The organism is Agathobaculum hominis, assembly GCF_014288055.1.
In the GTDB taxonomy this organism is placed as follows: Bacteria; Bacillota; Clostridia; order Oscillospirales; family Butyricicoccaceae; genus Agathobaculum; species Agathobaculum hominis.
Genome location: NZ_JACOPK010000007.1, coordinates 1 through 15,285 on the forward strand (window position 1 = coordinate 1; position 15,285 = coordinate 15,285).

At 56.6% G+C, this 15,285-nt stretch carries 16 protein-coding genes; 3 read left to right on the forward strand and 13 right to left on the reverse strand.

What is annotated here, in order from left to right:
• On the forward strand, window positions 1-417 hold a 417-nt coding region (locus tag H8S02_RS08275; RefSeq protein WP_186968681.1), incomplete at its 5' end, for an electron transfer flavoprotein subunit alpha/FixB family protein.
• 182 nt (window positions 418-599) lie between these two features.
• Here H8S02_RS08275 and glgX read toward each other — a convergent pair.
• The 3 genes from glgX to typA form a co-directional block, all read right to left on the reverse strand.
• Window positions 600-2,675, reverse strand: coding sequence for a glycogen debranching protein GlgX (glgX, locus tag H8S02_RS08280; RefSeq protein WP_186970245.1), 2,076 nt, complete (start codon window positions 2,673-2,675; stop codon window positions 600-602).
• A gap of 153 nt (window positions 2,676-2,828) precedes the next feature.
• A complete protein-coding gene (locus H8S02_RS08285; RefSeq protein ID WP_118684924.1) occupies window positions 2,829-3,215 on the reverse strand; it encodes a RidA family protein in 387 nt (128 codons plus the stop codon).
• A 68-nt stretch (window positions 3,216-3,283) separates the two neighbouring features.
• Window positions 3,284-5,110: a translational GTPase TypA gene (typA, locus tag H8S02_RS08290; protein ID WP_186970133.1), complete on the reverse strand. Its 1,827-nt coding sequence runs from the start codon at window positions 5,108-5,110 to the stop codon at window positions 3,284-3,286.
• A 248-nt stretch (window positions 5,111-5,358) separates the two neighbouring features.
• Here typA and rfbA point away from each other — a divergent pair, with 248 nt between their 5' ends.
• On the forward strand, window positions 5,359-6,216 hold the full coding sequence (gene rfbA, locus H8S02_RS08295; protein ID WP_186970134.1) for a glucose-1-phosphate thymidylyltransferase RfbA: 858 nt from the start codon (window positions 5,359-5,361) through the stop codon (window positions 6,214-6,216).
• A gap of 36 nt (window positions 6,217-6,252) precedes the next feature.
• Window positions 6,253-6,705 (forward strand): YjbQ family protein, encoded by a 453-nt coding sequence (locus H8S02_RS08300; RefSeq protein WP_118684930.1) that lies wholly within the window; start codon window positions 6,253-6,255, stop codon window positions 6,703-6,705.
• Window positions 6,706-6,796: 91 nt separating this feature from the next.
• Here the strand turns inward: H8S02_RS08300 and acpP are convergent, their stop codons facing one another.
• Genes acpP through H8S02_RS08350 form a run of 10 tightly spaced genes read right to left on the reverse strand, consistent with a single transcriptional unit; the run spans window position 6,797 to window position 15,089 of the window.
• On the reverse strand, window positions 6,797-7,021 hold the full coding sequence (gene acpP, locus H8S02_RS08305; RefSeq protein WP_118684932.1) for an acyl carrier protein: 225 nt from the start codon (window positions 7,019-7,021) through the stop codon (window positions 6,797-6,799).
• Between the two features lie 5 nt (window positions 7,022-7,026).
• Window positions 7,027-7,818, reverse strand: a complete 792-nt coding sequence (gene accA / locus H8S02_RS08310; protein WP_186970135.1) for an acetyl-CoA carboxylase carboxyl transferase subunit alpha — start codon at window positions 7,816-7,818, stop codon at window positions 7,027-7,029.
• 19 nt (window positions 7,819-7,837) lie between these two features.
• Window positions 7,838-8,716, reverse strand: coding sequence for an acetyl-CoA carboxylase, carboxyltransferase subunit beta (gene accD, locus H8S02_RS08315; protein ID WP_186970136.1), 879 nt, complete (start codon window positions 8,714-8,716; stop codon window positions 7,838-7,840).
• Window positions 8,717-8,774: 58 nt separating this feature from the next.
• Window positions 8,775-10,121 (reverse strand): acetyl-CoA carboxylase biotin carboxylase subunit, encoded by a 1,347-nt coding sequence (gene accC, locus H8S02_RS08320; protein ID WP_186970137.1) that lies wholly within the window; start codon window positions 10,119-10,121, stop codon window positions 8,775-8,777.
• 15 nt (window positions 10,122-10,136) lie between these two features.
• Window positions 10,137-10,562 (reverse strand): 3-hydroxyacyl-ACP dehydratase FabZ, encoded by a 426-nt coding sequence (fabZ, locus tag H8S02_RS08325; RefSeq protein ID WP_118684938.1) that lies wholly within the window; start codon window positions 10,560-10,562, stop codon window positions 10,137-10,139.
• 49 nt (window positions 10,563-10,611) lie between these two features.
• Window positions 10,612-11,082, reverse strand: coding sequence for an acetyl-CoA carboxylase biotin carboxyl carrier protein (accB, locus tag H8S02_RS08330; protein ID WP_186970138.1), 471 nt, complete (start codon window positions 11,080-11,082; stop codon window positions 10,612-10,614).
• A gap of 9 nt (window positions 11,083-11,091) precedes the next feature.
• Window positions 11,092-12,321, reverse strand: a complete 1,230-nt coding sequence (gene fabF / locus H8S02_RS08335; RefSeq protein ID WP_186970139.1) for a beta-ketoacyl-ACP synthase II — start codon at window positions 12,319-12,321, stop codon at window positions 11,092-11,094.
• Between the two features lie 57 nt (window positions 12,322-12,378).
• Complete coding sequence (fabG, locus tag H8S02_RS08340) at window positions 12,379-13,107, reverse strand: 3-oxoacyl-[acyl-carrier-protein] reductase (RefSeq protein WP_186970140.1); 729 nt, start codon at window positions 13,105-13,107, stop codon at window positions 12,379-12,381.
• 25 nt (window positions 13,108-13,132) lie between these two features.
• The gene (gene fabK, locus H8S02_RS08345) at window positions 13,133-14,080 is read right to left on the reverse strand and encodes an enoyl-[acyl-carrier-protein] reductase FabK (RefSeq protein WP_118722365.1); all 948 of its coding nucleotides are present in this window, start codon (window positions 14,078-14,080) and stop codon (window positions 13,133-13,135) included.
• A 19-nt stretch (window positions 14,081-14,099) separates the two neighbouring features.
• A complete protein-coding gene (locus tag H8S02_RS08350) occupies window positions 14,100-15,089 on the reverse strand; it encodes a beta-ketoacyl-ACP synthase III (protein WP_243030896.1) in 990 nt (329 codons plus the stop codon).
• Window positions 15,090-15,285 lie beyond the last annotated feature (196 nt).

Below are 15,285 nucleotides of genomic sequence, written 5' to 3' on the forward strand. Positions count from 1 at the left end.
GTCGTTAAGGAAGCTAAGGAGCTGGTCGACCTGACCGGCGCTGAGGTAGTCGTATCCGTAGGCCGCGGCATCTCCAAGGACGTTGACACCGGCATCAAGCTGGCTGAAGAGCTGGCTGGTCTGTTCGGCGGCGTTGTTGGCGGTTCCCGTGCTGCAATCGACTCCGGCTGGCTGTCTGCTGACCATCAGGTTGGTCAGACCGGCAAGACCGTACATCCGAAGCTGTACGTTGCTCTGGGTATCTCCGGCGCGATCCAGCACAAGGCTGGCATGCAGGATTCCGAGTGCATCGTAGCAGTCAACAAGTCTGACTCCGCTCCGATCTTCGACGTAGCTGATTACGGCATCTGCGGCGACCTGTTCAAGGTTGTTCCGATGATGATCGACGCGATCAAGGCTGCTAAGGAAGCTAAGTAAGCTAAGTAATTTAGCTGTACTTTTAGACAATGAAAGACCGCAGAGATTCTCTGCGGTCTTTTTATCTGTATCTGAATTGCAGAGTAGCAGCAATGCCCAAAATGTAGAACCGCACCCCATTTCATGGCGGCAGGTGTTCCCTGCTGCCTGAGAGATGGGGTGCGGTTTTGTATCAGCTTTAGTTATACTGCGCTGTCCATTTCTGCCGTCACAACAGCGACCGAGCGTGCGCCGAGTGTAAAGCATTGCCCGTCAAAGGGTATGTCGGGCGTAAAGGCGTTCTGCGCAAATGTGTGCAGTGTCAGAACCCAGTGCATACCTTCGGGAGGCTTCGGCACCTGCTGTTCGTGCGTTTCCCAGTGCGAATTGATTGCAATCAATACTAAATCATCAGCTGTATCATCCGCATTTCGGCCGGAAAAGAGTACACCGATCTGTCTGGTATCGTCATTCATTTCGTTATTCCATGCCACGCCCAGATTGTGCAGCGAAACATCTGGCCAGCCGCAGCGCGCTGGTGGTGTCGAACCACGCAGCACCGGATGCGCATGGCGCAGTGCGATCAGACTGCGGACATACTGGAACATATCGCGGTTCGTCTCAAGCAGTGACCAGTCAAGCCACGAAATTTCATTATCCTGACAGTAGGAGTTATTGTTTCCGTACTGCGTATTCCCGAATTCATCGCCCGCCAGAAACATTGCCGCGCCGCGGCTGCAAAGCAGCACGGTAAAGGCGTTTTTTCGCAAACGGTCACGAAGCGCATTGATCTTTGGATCATCGGTCTCCCCTTCTGCACCGCAGTTCCAGCTGTGATTATCGTTCGCGCCATCCGTATTGGCCCAGCCGTTGGCTTCGTTGTGCTTTTCATTATAAGCATACAGATCGTGGAGTGTGAAACCGTCGTGGCAGGTAATGAAGTTCACAGAAGCGTTCTGTCGCTTATCCGGCGGATACAGATCAGGAGAGCCACAGATGCGCTGTACGGCGGCGTATGCAAGGTGGTCATCGCCCTTGAGAAAGCGGCGCAGATCGTCGCGGTATTTTCCATTCCACTCTGCCCAGCGATTCCATGACGGGAACGAACCGACCTGATACATGCCGCCGGCATCCCATGCCTCTGCAATCAGCTTGACGCGGCCGAGAATGGGGTCGAATGCCAGACTTTCCAGCAGCGGCGGTTCGGAAAGCGGACCGCCGTCTTCATCGCGTCCGAGAATGCTTGCAAGATCAAAGCGAAAGCCGTCTACGCGGTATTCCACGACCCAGTACCGCAGACAGTCGAGGATAAACTGCCGTACCATCGGCTGATTGCAGTTGAGGGTATTGCCGACGCCGGAGAAATTATAGTATTTGCCGTCCGGAGTGAGCATGTAGTAGATATTATTATCCATGCCCTTGAAGGAGAAGCATGGCCCGTGTTCGTTTCCCTCGGCAGTATGATTGAATACGACATCAAGAATCACCTCGATGCCATTGGCATTGAGCGTACGGATCATGGTCTTCAGCTCAGTTCCCTCGCGGTTGTATTCCAGAGCTGCTGTATAGCCTGTGTTCGGCGCGAAGTAGCACACTGTATTGTAGCCCCAGTAATTGAGAAGCTGCTTTCCGTCGATCACCCGTTCATCCGCCAGTTCATCGAACTCGAATACCGGCATCAGCTCGACTGTATTGATACCGAGCTCCTTCAGATACGGCAGCTTTTCCATCAGTCCAGCAAAGGTGCCGGGATGTTCGACCTGAGAGCTTTCATGCATGGTAAAGCCGCGGACGTGCATTTCATAGATGATCATATCCTGAAACGGGACATGTGCATCTTCAAAATCCCCCCAGTCAAACACATCCTCGACCACGCGCGCATGATAGGAGCTGTCGGATGCTGGGCGGACGCCCCATCGGCTCTGACCAGTCACAGCACGCGCGTACGGGTCAAGCAGAAATCTGCTCTTGTCGAACAGCAGACCACGTGCCGGATCGTACGGCCCGTCCATACGGTAGGCATATTCGAATTCCGTGATGTCGAGACCGAACACGATCATTGACCACGTGTTACCGATGCGGAACTGCTCGGGAAACGGCAGCACGGCATAGGGCTGCTGCTCGGTGCGGCGGAACAGGCACAGCTCACAGCCTGTTGCTCCGACAGAATGAATGGTAAAGCTGATGCCACCGGGCACGATCGTTGCTCCGTTGGTCAGGAACAGTCCCGGACGTACAGAAAAGCCGTTGATGACATTAGTGGCATTCATTTCGCGCATGCCGCAGTGCAGTGTTTTTCCGCAGCAGGGCTCTGAATTTATCATAGTCCTTCCTCCTCCCCTGTTTCAGGAAAGCAAAAAGCCGCAGCAGAGATGCGCTGCGGCTTTTGAAACAGGTAATGTGGGTTCTGCCTCGGGGACAGATGCAGATCCTTAGCCCTGAACAGCTACGACCTCAACCTCGACCTTGGCGCCGAGCGGCAGAGCCGCAACCTGTACGCAGGAGCGAGCAGGAGCCTGTTCGGTGAAATACTTAGCGTAAACGCCGTTGAATGCTGCAAAATCGTTGATGTCAGACAGGAAACAGGTGGTCTTGACAACGCGGTCGAAGGATACGCCGCCCTGCGCCAGAACGTACTGAAGGTTCTTCATGACCTGCTCAGTCTGCTCCTCGATGGTAGCAGCCTCGATCTTGCCGGTAGCCGGGTCGATCGGAATCTGACCGGAGGTGTAGATGAAGCCGTTAGAAGCGATTGCCTGAGAGTACGGGCCTACTGCTGCCGGTGCGAGGTCGGTGTGAAGGACTTCCTTGATAGCCATGATAATGGTTCTCCTTTTATATCTTTTATTTTTGAAACTAATTTAGAAATGTGTATCCACGCAGCAGCTTACTTCTTGCCGCCCTTGGTCTTTTTCAGACGCTCGGTGTTGGACAGAACGCGCTTGCGCATACGGATGCTCTCCGGGGTGATCTCGAGCAGCTCGTCGTCCGAAATGAACTCAAGCGCAGCCTCGATGGACATCTGACGCGGCGGAATAAGGCGCAGCGCATCATCCGAACCGGCAGCACGCATATTGGTCAGCTGCTTCTTCTTGCATACGTTTACAGCCATATCCTCACCGCGCGGGTTCTCACCGACGATCATGCCTTCGTATACCATCGTGCCGGGGCCGATGAACAGCGGGCCGCGCTCCTGCGCGTTGAACAGACCATAGCCAACTGCCTCACCGGTCTCAAAGGCAATCAGCGAACCGGTAGTACGCTTCTGGATGTCGCCCTTGTACGGCTGATAGCCGTTAAAGACAGAGGACATAACGCCCTCGCCCTTGGTATCGGTCAGGAATTCGGTTCGATAACCGAACAGGCCGCGCGCCGGGATAATGAACTCGAGACGCATACGGTCAGCACCCTTCGGATTCATGGAGACCAGCTCGCCCTTGCGGGAGCCCATCTTCTCCATGATGGAGCCGACAGCGTCAGCCGGGACATCGGCGATCATGCGCTCCATCGGCTCGCAGGTCTTGCCGTCGATCTCCTTGAGCAGAGCCTTCGGTGCGCCGACCTGGAACTCATAGCCCTCACGGCGCAGGTTCTCGATCAGGATAGACAGATGCATCTCACCGCGGCCGCATACGCGGAATGCGTCGGTGGTATCGGTTTCGTTAACGCGCAGGGATACGTCCTTGAGCAGCTCACGGAACAGACGCTCGCGCAGATGACGGGAGGTGACAAACTTGCCTTCGCGGCCGGCGAACGGAGAGTCATTGACCATGAAGGTCATCTCGACCGTCGGCTCGGAGATCTTAACGAACGGCAGAGCCTCAACGTGCTCCGGGTCGCACAGGGTCTCGCCGATGGTGACGCCTTCGATGCCGGAGAAGCAGACGATCTCGCCGGCCTGTGCCTGTTCGATCGGCTGACGGCCCAGCTCCTCGATGGAGTACAGGGTAACGAGCTTTGCGTTATACGGCTTGGTGTTGCCATGGTAGTCGCAGACCGTGACCTGCTGACCGACCTTCATCGAGCCGCGCTCGATACGGCCGATGCCGATGCGGCCGACATATTCGTTGTAGTCGATAGAGGAAACGAGCATCTGGGTCGGTCCCTCGGTGTCAACGTGCGGCGCCGGGATATGCTCGAGGATCTGCTCGAACAGCGGGGTCAGATCCTTGCCCTCTACGTTCGGAGACATGGATGCAGTGCCGGCACGGCCGGAGCAGTATACGATCGGGCTGTCAAGCTGCTCGTCGGTTGCATCGAGGTTGAGCAGCAGCTCGAGAACCTCGTCGCCGATTTCGTTCAGACGGGCGTCCGGACGGTCGATCTTGTTGATCGCGATGATGATCTTGTGGCCGAATTCAAGTGCCTTCTGAAGAACGAAACGGGTCTGCGGCATCGGGCCCTCTGCTGCATCGACCAGCAGGACAACGCCGTCTACCATCTTGAGGATACGCTCTACCTCGCCGGAAAAGTCCGCATGGCCCGGGGTGTCGACGATATTGATCTTGACGCCCTTGTAGTGTACCGAGGTGTTCTTGGCCAGAATGGTAATGCCGCGCTCACGCTCGATGTCGCCGGAGTCCATGACGCGTTCCTCTACCACCTGATTTTCGCGGAAAGCACCAGCCTGCTTGAGCATCTGGTCAACCAGAGTGGTCTTGCCGTGGTCAACGTGCGCGATGATGGCGATGTTGCGTAAATCGTTTCGGATCATATATATTCCTCCATTATTAAAGGTCATTTTCGTACATCGTCTATTATACTTGTTTTTCTGCTGGTTTTCTACCTGTTTTATCGTCAAAATTATGATAATTTCTGCGTGAAATTCTGTAAACTTTTGCGTGCCACCTTTTGCACATTGTTTTTCATTTCCGGTTCCGCAAAAAATGTACGCGAAATGTGGAAATTTTCTGCGGCTTATGCTATAATGACAGTGCAATCTATGAATAACGAGGAAATAACATGAAAGGTATTATTCTTGCCGCGGGCAAAGGCTCACGTCTTTACCCCATGACACGCCCGGTCTGCAAGCCCTTGCTTCCGGTATACGATAAGCCGATGATTTATTATCCCCTTGCCGTGCTGCTGGAGGCAGGGATCCGGGACATTCTGATTATCATTCCCCCCGGAGAGGAAGGCCCGTTTTACCGTCTGCTCGGCTCGGGCGGACGTCTCGGCGTTAACATCACCTACGAGGTACAGGAGGTCGCGCGCGGCATTGCGGACGCCCTGTTGATCGGCTCGCAGTTTATCGGAAACGATGATGTCTGCCTTGTACTCGGCGACAACATCTTTTACTCTCCGAAATTCGGCGGCTATCTCAAGCAGGCTCTTCAGCACCGTGAGGGCGCCTGCGTATTCGGCTATTATGTGGATGATCCGCGTGCGTTCGGCGTGGTTGAGTTCGATGCACAGGGCCGCGCCGTCTCCATCGAGGAGAAGCCGCGCTATCCGAAGTCGAACTATATTATTCCGGGTCTGTACTTCTATGACAACAGTGTCGTAGAGATTGCGCGCAATCTGGAGCCTTCCGCACGCGGTGAGCTTGAGATTACGGACGTCAACCTGGAGTATATGCGCCGCGAACAGCTGCATGTAGTCAAGCTCGACCGTGATTTCGTCTGGCTCGATGCCGGCACGGCGGACAGCCTGCTCTACTCCGCGCAGGAGGTCAAGCGTGTACAGGATGCGACCGGACGCTATATTGCCTGCCCCGAAGAAATCGCATACCGCCGCGGCTATATCGACCAGAAAACCGTTCTGCGCCATGCCGCAGAGCTTGATAAGACGCTGTACGGACGCTATCTGGAATGTCTGTAACCTACACCGGGATCTGACAGGATTGGAGAGATTATAATGCCGGTTTACACAGAAACAAAAACCTACCGCACCAAGGCTCACATGGGTATGATCGATGTGACCGATGACTTCCGCGCAGCGGTGCAGAATGCCTGCCGCAACACCGGGATGAAGTCCGGCACGATCACCGGCTTTACGACCGGCGGCGTTGCAGGTCTGACAACGCTCGAATTTGAGCCGGGCATGGTCTATCACGACCTCAAGGCTGCGATGGATGTCTTTTCGCCCTATCGCGACGAAAACGGCCGTGTGATCTATTACCATCATCATGATACCTGGCACGATGACAACGGCTCGTCGCATATTAAGGCGGCCCTCCTCAGCCCGTTCATCGTCATCCCTTTCGTCAACGGCGAGATTACGATCGGCCCGTGGCAGAATCTGACGCTCGTTGAGTGCGATACGAGAGATCGTACGCGCGACATCGTTTTTCAGGTAATGGGCGAATAAAAGCATATCGGAAACGCGAAAAGGCACGCCGGACGGCGTGCCTTTTTTACTTTGCGAAGCAGCGAATGCTTCAAAAGCAAACGCTTTTGAATTACTGATGTGCCTCGATGTAGTTTACGATGTCACCGATGGTGCTCATCTTTGCAGCTTCTTCGTCCTCGATGGTGACACCGAAGTTCTCCTCGAGATCCATCATCAGCTCAACTACGTCCAGAGAGTCAGCGTTCAGATCCTCCTTGACCTTGGTCTCCATGGTCATGGTGGAAGCATCAGCGTCGAACTTGTCAGCGAGGATTTCGCATACCTTTTCAAACATTGGGGTTACACTCCTTCATTTTGATCTTGATTTATTGTTCTGAAAACTCCGATTTTACGGAATTTTTCATACCGTTTCTCGAGCATCACTTCGATGCTCGGCTCTGCGGACAGCTCTGCGAGCTGGTCGCGCAGCGTGCGCGCAACATTGCGCATCAGCTGGGCATTCGACGAGCCTTCCTGAATAATGCCTTCGATCATGCCGAAGCTGTGCAGATCCTGCGCGGTAATATGCAGGGTATCTGCGGCCTCCGCCTCGCGCGTCGGGTCCTTCCAGAGAATAGAAGCGCAGCCGCGCGGCGAAATGACCGAATACAGCGCGTTTTCAAGCATGAGTACGCGGTCAGCAACCGCGAGCGCAAGTGCGCCGCCGGAGCCGCCCTCGCCGGTCACGATCGAGATGACCGGAGTCTTGAGCTCGATGAACTCGTACAGGCAGCGTGCGATCGCTTCGCCCTGGCCGCGCTCCTCCGCGCCTACGCCGCAGAATGCACCGCCGGTATCGACAAAATTGATGACCGGCCGATGAAATTTCTCAGCCTCATGCGCGAGACGCAGCGCCTTTCGATAGCCCTCAGGATGTGCCATGCCGAAGTTCGCGTCCATGTTCTGCTCGATGGTGCGGCCCTTGCGATGACCGATCACGGTCACAGGGGTACCGCCGAAATAGCCGATGCCGCCCAGAATCGCGTGGTCGTCACCGAAATAACGGTCACCGTGCAGCTCGATGAAATCGTCAAACAGCTCGTCGATATAATCGGTCAGCATCGGTCGTTTGGTATCATGAATGATACGCATTTTTTCGCTTGCCGGTCTGTCAGTCACGTTTCCACACCTGCCATTTCTTTGCCTTGGGACTGCAATGCAGTCGGAGCAGCTTTTCAAGCGTTTCCTTTAATTGATTACGCGGAACTATTTTATCACAGAAACCGTGTGAAAGCAAGAATTCCGACGATTGAAAATCATCCGGCAGCGTCTGGCCGATCGTGCCCTCAATAACGCGGCGGCCGGCAAAGCCGACGACTGTGCGGGGCTCTGCGAGAATGATGTCGCCGAGCATGGCGAACGACGCGGTTACGCCGCCCGTTGTCGGGTCGGTCAGCACGGTGATATACAGTAGACCAGCGTCCGAATGACGGCGCGCCGCTGCACTTACCTTCGCCATCTGAAGCAGAGAAAACATGCCCTCCTGCATACGGGCGCCGCCCGAGCAGGTAAACAGCACGACCGGCAGTCCCTTTTCAGTGGCATACTCGAACAGACGGGTCAGCTTTTCACCCACGACCGAACCCATGGATGCCATCATGAAATGACTGTCCATCACACCGAGCGCAGTTTCCACACCGCCGATCTTGCAGACACCGGTCTTGACTGCATCAGGCATGCCGACCTTTTCGGCAAGCTCCTTTGTCTTGTCCGCATAACCCGGGAAGTGAATCGGGTCTGCGGATGCAAGATCGCCGTACAGCTCTTCGAAGGTATCCTTATCCGCGATCTGACGGATGCGGGTGCGGGCCAGCAGACGGCCGTAGCGACCGCAGTGCGGGCACACATACAGATTTTTGCCGTAGGCGTAGGCCTTCAGCTCTGCGCCGCAGCCCTTGCAGGTGACGACCTTGTTGGTGGTCTCTTCCTCCTGCGGTTTGAGTTCCATGGAGGTCTCGCGCGTTTTCTGGAACAGGTCGATCAGACCCATACTTACTCCCTCCCTATTCATCTGCGGTCAATCGCTGATAAGCGAAAGAACCGCCATTTTATTGATCGAAATCGCCATTTGCGATTGAATTAACGTTGAAGTTGGCGTCAACGAACGCTTTGGAGCACAGAATGTGCATCTGGTAGTCTGTGCCGGTTACGACGCCCTCAAACAGCGTTTCCGCGAGTGCGCGGCGCATGCGGTCGATGGCCTGCGTGCGATCCGAACCATAGACGATCAGCTTGCCGATCATCGAGTCGTAGAACGGCGGGATTTTATAGCCCTGATATGCTGCGGAATCCACGCGCACGCCCGGTCCGCCCGGCAGATGCAGGGAGACCAGAGTGCCCGGACAGGGCGCAAAGTTGCGAGACGGGTCCTCGGCATTGATGCGGCATTCGATCGCATGACCGCGTATAACGAGATCCTCCTGCTTGAAGGAAATCGGCTCGCCTGCTGCGATGCGTAGCTGCTCGCAGACGAGATCAACGCCAGTCACCTGCTCGGTGACCGGATGCTCGACCTGAATGCGGGTATTCATCTCACAGAAATAGAAATTGCGGTCGTTATCGACCAGAAATTCGATCGTGCCTGCGCTGCGGTAGCCGACGCGCTTTGCCAGCGCGACAGCCGCGCTCGTCATCTTTTCGCGAAGCTCGGGCGTGACGAATGCCGACGGGCATTCCTCAATGAGCTTCTGATGGCGGCGCTGTACCGAGCACTCACGCTCGAACAGATGAACCACATTACCCAGACTGTCGCCCAGGATCTGCACCTCAATGTGGCGCGGATTGTGGATATATTTTTCCATATACAGACGGCCGTCGCCGAAGTTCGCTACTGCCTCAGCCGCTGCACTGTCGTAGGCATCCTTGAGATCCTTGACGCTGAGCGCCACACGAATACCCTTGCCGCCGCCGCCGGAGGCCGCTTTGAGCATGACCGGATAACCGATGCGCTCCGCCTCACTGATCGCTTCATCAAAGTCGCGCAGAGGTCCGTCCGTGCCGAGCGCGACCGGAACACCGGCCGCGATGGCGTTGCGCTTGGCCTCCGACTTGTCGCCCATGAGACGGATGGTCGCAGCAGTCGGGCCGATAAACGCAAGGCCTGCCTGCGTAGTCCGCTCTGCAAAATCCGGATTTTCGGATAGAAAACCGAAGCCGGGATGAATCGCCTGACAGCCGGACGCAAGCGCCGCCGAAATGATGTTGTCCATGTTCAGATAGCTTTCCGCCGCGCGCGCAGGACCGATGCAAACTGCCTCGTCCGCGATCTGCGCATGGAGCGCCTCGCGGTCAGCCTCGGAATAGACCGCGACCGAAATGATGCCGAGGTCACGGCAAGCCTGTATGATGCGAACTGCGATCTCGCCGCGGTTCGCTATGAGTACCTTTTGAAACATTCGTTTAATCCTGCCTTAGTCCATGATTACCATGCACTTGATTTCTGCTTCCGCAGCCTTCTGGTCGCCGACCCATGCGACGCCCTCCGCTACGGCCATCGGGCCGCGGCGCTTGGTGAAGTGCACTTCAAGGCGCAGCGTATCGCCAGGCTTGGCCATGGCGCGGAACTTGGCCTTGTCGATGCCGGTGTAAACCGCAGTCTTGCCCTTGAACTCGGGCATGGAGAGCAGAGCGACGCCGCCCGCCTGCGCGAGCGCTTCCAGACGGAACACCGCCGGCATGATCGGATTTCCCGGGAAGTGTCCCTGGAAGAAGAATTCGTCGCCTGTCAGGTGCAGCAGACCAATGACATGCTCCTCGTCCATCTCGACGATCTCGTCAACGAGCAGCATCGGCGGACGGTGAGGAAGGATCTCCATGATCTGTTCTTTGTTCAGCATATTATAATCCCTCTTTCATAAAAATGCAAGAGCCACTTAGTGATTTAAGTTACTCGATGATGCAGAGCACCTGATTATACTCCACCATATCGCCCGGCTGCGCCATGATGCGGACGACCTTGCCGCTGCACGGAGCCTTGATCTCGTTCATGACCTTCATGGCCTCGATGATGCAGAGGGTGTCGCCCTCCCTGACCTCCTGGCCGACCAGAACGAACGGCGGTTCATCCGGCGAGGGAGAAGAATAAAACGTGCCGACGAGCGGACTCTTGACCTGCGTACCGGCTGGAAGATCGTCCGCCGGCGCCGTTTCGGTCTCTGCTGCTGCGGCTGCCGCCGGTGCAGCGGATGCTGCCGGAGCAGCTGCCGCGGAAGGCGCAGCTGCGATGACGGGCGCCGGAGCGGCCGCCTTGATCTTGATCTTGACGCCCTCGAGCTCGATGGCGACCTCGCCCAGCTTCTTCGAAGCGAGCGCATCCATCAGCTCAAGCGCGACATCCTTGATTTCATTGATTTCCATAATACCTCGTTACACCTTCTTGATCAGGATACATGCGTTGTGACCGCCGAAGCCAAGCGAGTTGGAGATGGCAACGTTGATCGGCATTTCGACCGCCTTGTTCGGGGTGATGTCCAGATCGCATTCCGGATCGGGCTCCTTGTAGCCGATGGTCGGCGGAACGATGCCCTCGCGGATGGCCATGACGCACGCAATCGCCTCGACCGCAGCCGCGCCGCCCAGCAGATGGCCGGTCATGGACTTGGTGGAGGATACCTTTACCTTGTATGCTTCGTCACCGAACGCTTTCTTAATGGCGATGGTCTCGTATTTCTCGTTGAGCGGCGTGGACGTACCGTGCGCGTTGATATAGTCAACGTCGGCCGGAGTCAGACCGGCATCCTCAATGGCACCGCGGATTGCATGCGCCGCTGCCTCGCCGTCCGGAGAGGGGCTGGTGATGTGATATGCGTCGCCGGATGCGCCGTAGCCCGCAACCTCTGCAAGGATGGTCGCGCCGCGCTGCTGCGCATGGGTCAGGCTCTCGAGTACGAGACAGCCCGCACCTTCGCCCATGACAAAGCCGGAACGGCGTGCGTCAAACGGGATGGATGCTGCTGTCGGGTCGTCGCCCATGTGAACAGCCTTCATATTCTGGAAACCTGCCATCGAGATCGGGATGATGCCGTTCTCCGTGCCGCCGCAGATAACAACGTCCTGATAGCCGTGACGGATGGCGCGCATTGCCTCGCCGATGGAATGGTTGCCGGTCGCACATGCGGAAACCGGGCAGAAATTCTCACCCTTGAAGCCGAAGTGCATGGAGATATAAGCTGCCGCGATGTTGGCGATCATCTCCGGGATAGCGAACGGCGAAACACGGCCGGGACCCTTTTCGAGCAGCTTCGGGACTTCCTGCTCGGCAACATGCAGACCGCCTACGCCCGAGCCAAAGATCACACCCGTGCGATAGGGATCGAAATTGCCTTCCTTGAGGCCCGCCTGCTCGACAGCCTGAATCGCTGCCGCCATTGCATAATGCACATTGGCGTCTGCGCGGCGCGCCTCACGCTTCTCCATATACTGAGTCGGGTCGAAGTCCTTGACCTCAGCACCCAGCTTTACCTTGAAATCGGACACATCAAACTTGGTGATCGGGCCGATGCCGCATTTGCCGGTCTTGAGCGATTCCCAAAACGTCGGCACGTCATTGCCGACCGGAGTGATAGCGCCCATGCCGGTGATTACTACACGTTCCATATATTTGCTCCTTCATTCCAATATCGTAACTGTGCAGCCACTGCACAGTGTCAAATCTTAGTAGAGTCCGCCGTCCGCAATAATGGTCTGGCCGGAAATATAGCTTGCGGCGTCAGAGGCGAGGAAGGAAACCACGCCTGCGATCTCCTCCGGCCTGCCGAAGCGGCCGAGAGCGATCTGCTTTTTCGCATTCTCGCGGATCTCCTCAGGTACCTTGTCGCTCATTTCGGTCGCGATCCAGCCCGGAGCGACCGCGTTGACCGTGATGCCGCGTGCGCCGAGTTCCTTGGCGGCGGTCTTGGTCATGCCGACCATGCCGGCCTTGGCTGCGGTGTAGTTGATCTGACCGTAGTTGCCCGTGAAAGCAGAAACCGAGGTGATGTTGATGATGCGGCCCTGCTTTGCGCGCATCATCATTGCGCCGCACTGGCTGAGCATGTTGAACGCGCCCTTGAGATTGGTGCGGATAACGGCGTCGAACTGATCCTCCTTCATGCGGATCATCAGACCGTCGCGCGTAATGCCTGCATTATTGACGAGGATATACGGCACGCCGATCTCAGCCTTGATCTCTTTGAGTGCAGCGGCGCAGGCGTCATAGTCTGCAACATCCCACTGCTTTACATATGCCTGAACGCCGTATGCGCGGCATTTTTCGGCAACTGCCTCTGCCTTTTCGACCGAGGAGGCACAGTTGATAAGGACGTCATGACCGTCCTGTGCCAGCTTTTCTGCGATGGCCGCGCCGATGCCGCGCGAGCCGCCGGTTACGATTGCAAGTCCCATTTTTGTTCTCCTGTGATCGGGTTATTTATTCAAATCTCTTGTAAGCATTTTTCAGCAGCTCCTCCGCCTCGGCGGTCATGCCCTTGAGGATGTCCTCGCACGGACGGAGTTCCCTGAGCATGCCTGCGATCTGGCCGGACATGAAGGTGCCTTCCTCATAGTTGCCATCCTGCACAGCCTTGCGCAGCGAACCGGCGGTTGCCTTTTCAAGCTCCTCGAGCGAAGCGTCGGTATTCTCTTTTTCCAGTTCAAGGCACTTGCGCGCCATCGGGGTCTTCAGCGAACGAACCGGATGACCGGACGGACGGCCGGTGACAACGGTCGAAATGTCGGTCGCCTTGAGAACAAGCTCCTTATATTTGTCCGAGATGCAGCACTCGTTCGACGCGAGGAATACCGTGCCGCACTGAACGCCCTCTGCACCGAGCATAAAGGATGCTGCCATGCCGCGGCCGTCTGCGATACCGCCGGCAGCGATGACAGGAATGCTCAGCGCGTCCACGACCTGCGGCACGAGCGGCATAGTCGTCAGCTCGCCGATATGGCCGCCGCCCTCCATGCCTTCTGCGATGACTGCATCCGCGCCGGCACGCTCCATGCGCTTTGCCAGTGCGACCGATGCAACGACCGGCATGATCTTGATACCGGCGTTCTTCCACGCGGCCATATATTTGCCCGGGTTGCCTGCGCCGGTGGTCAGCACCTCGATTTTTTCATCGATCGCGAGCTGCGCCAGATCATCGGCGTTCGGGGAGAGCAGCATGATGTTCATGCCGAGCGGCTTGTCCGTGATCTCACGCGCCTTGCGGATCTCGTCGCGGATATAATCTACCGGCGCGGCGCCGCCTGCAATGATGCCGAGACCGCCTGCCTTGGATACGGCAGCGGCGAGATGATGCTCGGCGATCCACGCCATCGCGCCCTGCACGATCGGATATTCGATGCCGAGAAGTTCTGTGATCTTGGTTTTCATAATAAGACTCCCCTTTTCTTTACAGTTTCAGTACAAATGCGCCATAGGTAAGGCCGCCGCCGAAACCGGTGCAGACGATGGTCTGACCCTCGCGCAGCAGTCCGTTTCTGCGCATCTCATTGAGGCAGATCGGCACGCTTGCCGAGGAGGTGTTGCCGAAGCGGTCCATGTTGACGTAAACCTTTTCCTTGGGCAGATGATAACGCCTTGCGATAACGTCCAGAATGCGCAGGTTGGCCTGATGCGGAACGACCCAGTCGATGTCATCAGCGGTGATTCCGGCGCGCTGAAGCGCGGTATCGATCGCCTGCGGTACTGCGCGCGCGGTGAAGCGCACAACAGCTGCGCCCTGCATTTTCAGAAAACGCGCCTTGGGATCTACTGTGCGGTCCTCCGCGAACGGGTCTTCGACCGGCAGCGCTTCCATGCGCAGATATTCCGCACCCGAGCCGTCTGCCGCGATAAAGGTGGACTGGATGCCGAGATTATCGTCCTCAGTCGCGCGGTAAACCGCCGCCGCTGCGCCGTCGCCGAACAGGATGCAGGTGCCGCGGTCGGTGTAGTCGACGATACGGCTGAGCGTTTCTGCCGAAACGACGAGCACAGTCCTCGCCTTACCCGACTTGATGTAGCAGTCCGCGATATCGGTCGCGGAAACAAAGCCGGTGCAGGCATTGTTGATGTCGAACGCACCAATCGCGCCAGCGCCCAGCTTGTCCTGAAGGATCGCGGCGGTGTTCGGCGTGTTGGTATCGGGCGTGCAGGTGCTGACCAGAATCAGGTCAAGCTCGCCTGCGTCGATCTTCGCATCCGCGAGCGCATCCTGCGCTGCGCCGAGCGCAAGCTCCCATGTATGCATGTTTTTTGCAATACGGCGTTCGCGAACACCTGTGCGCTGTACGATCCATTCATCATTGGTATCGACCATGTGCTCAAGCATTGCATTGGTAAGGACAAAATCCGGCAGGCATGCGCCCGTGCCGATCAGTTGACTGTTGATGATTTCCACGCTCCCCAAAATTTTCGAATCGCTCTCCCCGAAAGCGTGGAAAAGCGACAATAGTTTGATTGACAAAGTAATCTCTGACTATTATAATAAAAGCACACGAAAATGTCAAGGTAACACCGCATAATTGACAGCACGGCGCGTAAAAAAAGCACCGTTGTCCGTGCGGCAGACCGAGACAGCTTTATTTTTGGAGGAA

Bases quoted from the DNA above. Each gene is read 5' to 3' on its own strand.
- glgX (WP_186970245.1), bottom strand. From the start codon at position 2,675: ATGCGCGAAATGAATGCCACTAATGTCATCAACGGCTTTTCTGTACGT.
- H8S02_RS08285 (WP_118684924.1), bottom strand. From the start codon at position 3,215: ATGGCTATCAAGGAAGTCCTTCACACCGACCTCGCACCGGCAGCAGTA.
- typA (WP_186970133.1), bottom strand. From the start codon at position 5,110: ATGATCCGAAACGATTTACGCAACATCGCCATCATCGCGCACGTTGAC.
- rfbA (WP_186970134.1), top strand. From the start codon at position 5,359: ATGAAAGGTATTATTCTTGCCGCGGGCAAAGGCTCACGTCTTTACCCC.
- H8S02_RS08300 (WP_118684930.1), top strand. From the start codon at position 6,253: ATGCCGGTTTACACAGAAACAAAAACCTACCGCACCAAGGCTCACATG.
- acpP (WP_118684932.1), bottom strand. From the start codon at position 7,021: ATGTTTGAAAAGGTATGCGAAATCCTCGCTGACAAGTTCGACGCTGAT.
- accA (WP_186970135.1), bottom strand. From the start codon at position 7,818: ATGCGTATCATTCATGATACCAAACGACCGATGCTGACCGATTATATC.
- accD (WP_186970136.1), bottom strand. From the start codon at position 8,716: ATGGGTCTGATCGACCTGTTCCAGAAAACGCGCGAGACCTCCATGGAA.
- accC (WP_186970137.1), bottom strand. From the start codon at position 10,121: ATGTTTCAAAAGGTACTCATAGCGAACCGCGGCGAGATCGCAGTTCGC.
- fabZ (WP_118684938.1), bottom strand. From the start codon at position 10,562: ATGCTGAACAAAGAACAGATCATGGAGATCCTTCCTCACCGTCCGCCG.
- accB (WP_186970138.1), bottom strand. From the start codon at position 11,082: ATGGAAATCAATGAAATCAAGGATGTCGCGCTTGAGCTGATGGATGCG.
- fabF (WP_186970139.1), bottom strand. From the start codon at position 12,321: ATGGAACGTGTAGTAATCACCGGCATGGGCGCTATCACTCCGGTCGGC.
- fabG (WP_186970140.1), bottom strand. From the start codon at position 13,107: ATGGGACTTGCAATCGTAACCGGCGGCTCGCGCGGCATCGGCGCGGCC.
- fabK (WP_118722365.1), bottom strand. From the start codon at position 14,080: ATGAAAACCAAGATCACAGAACTTCTCGGCATCGAATATCCGATCGTG.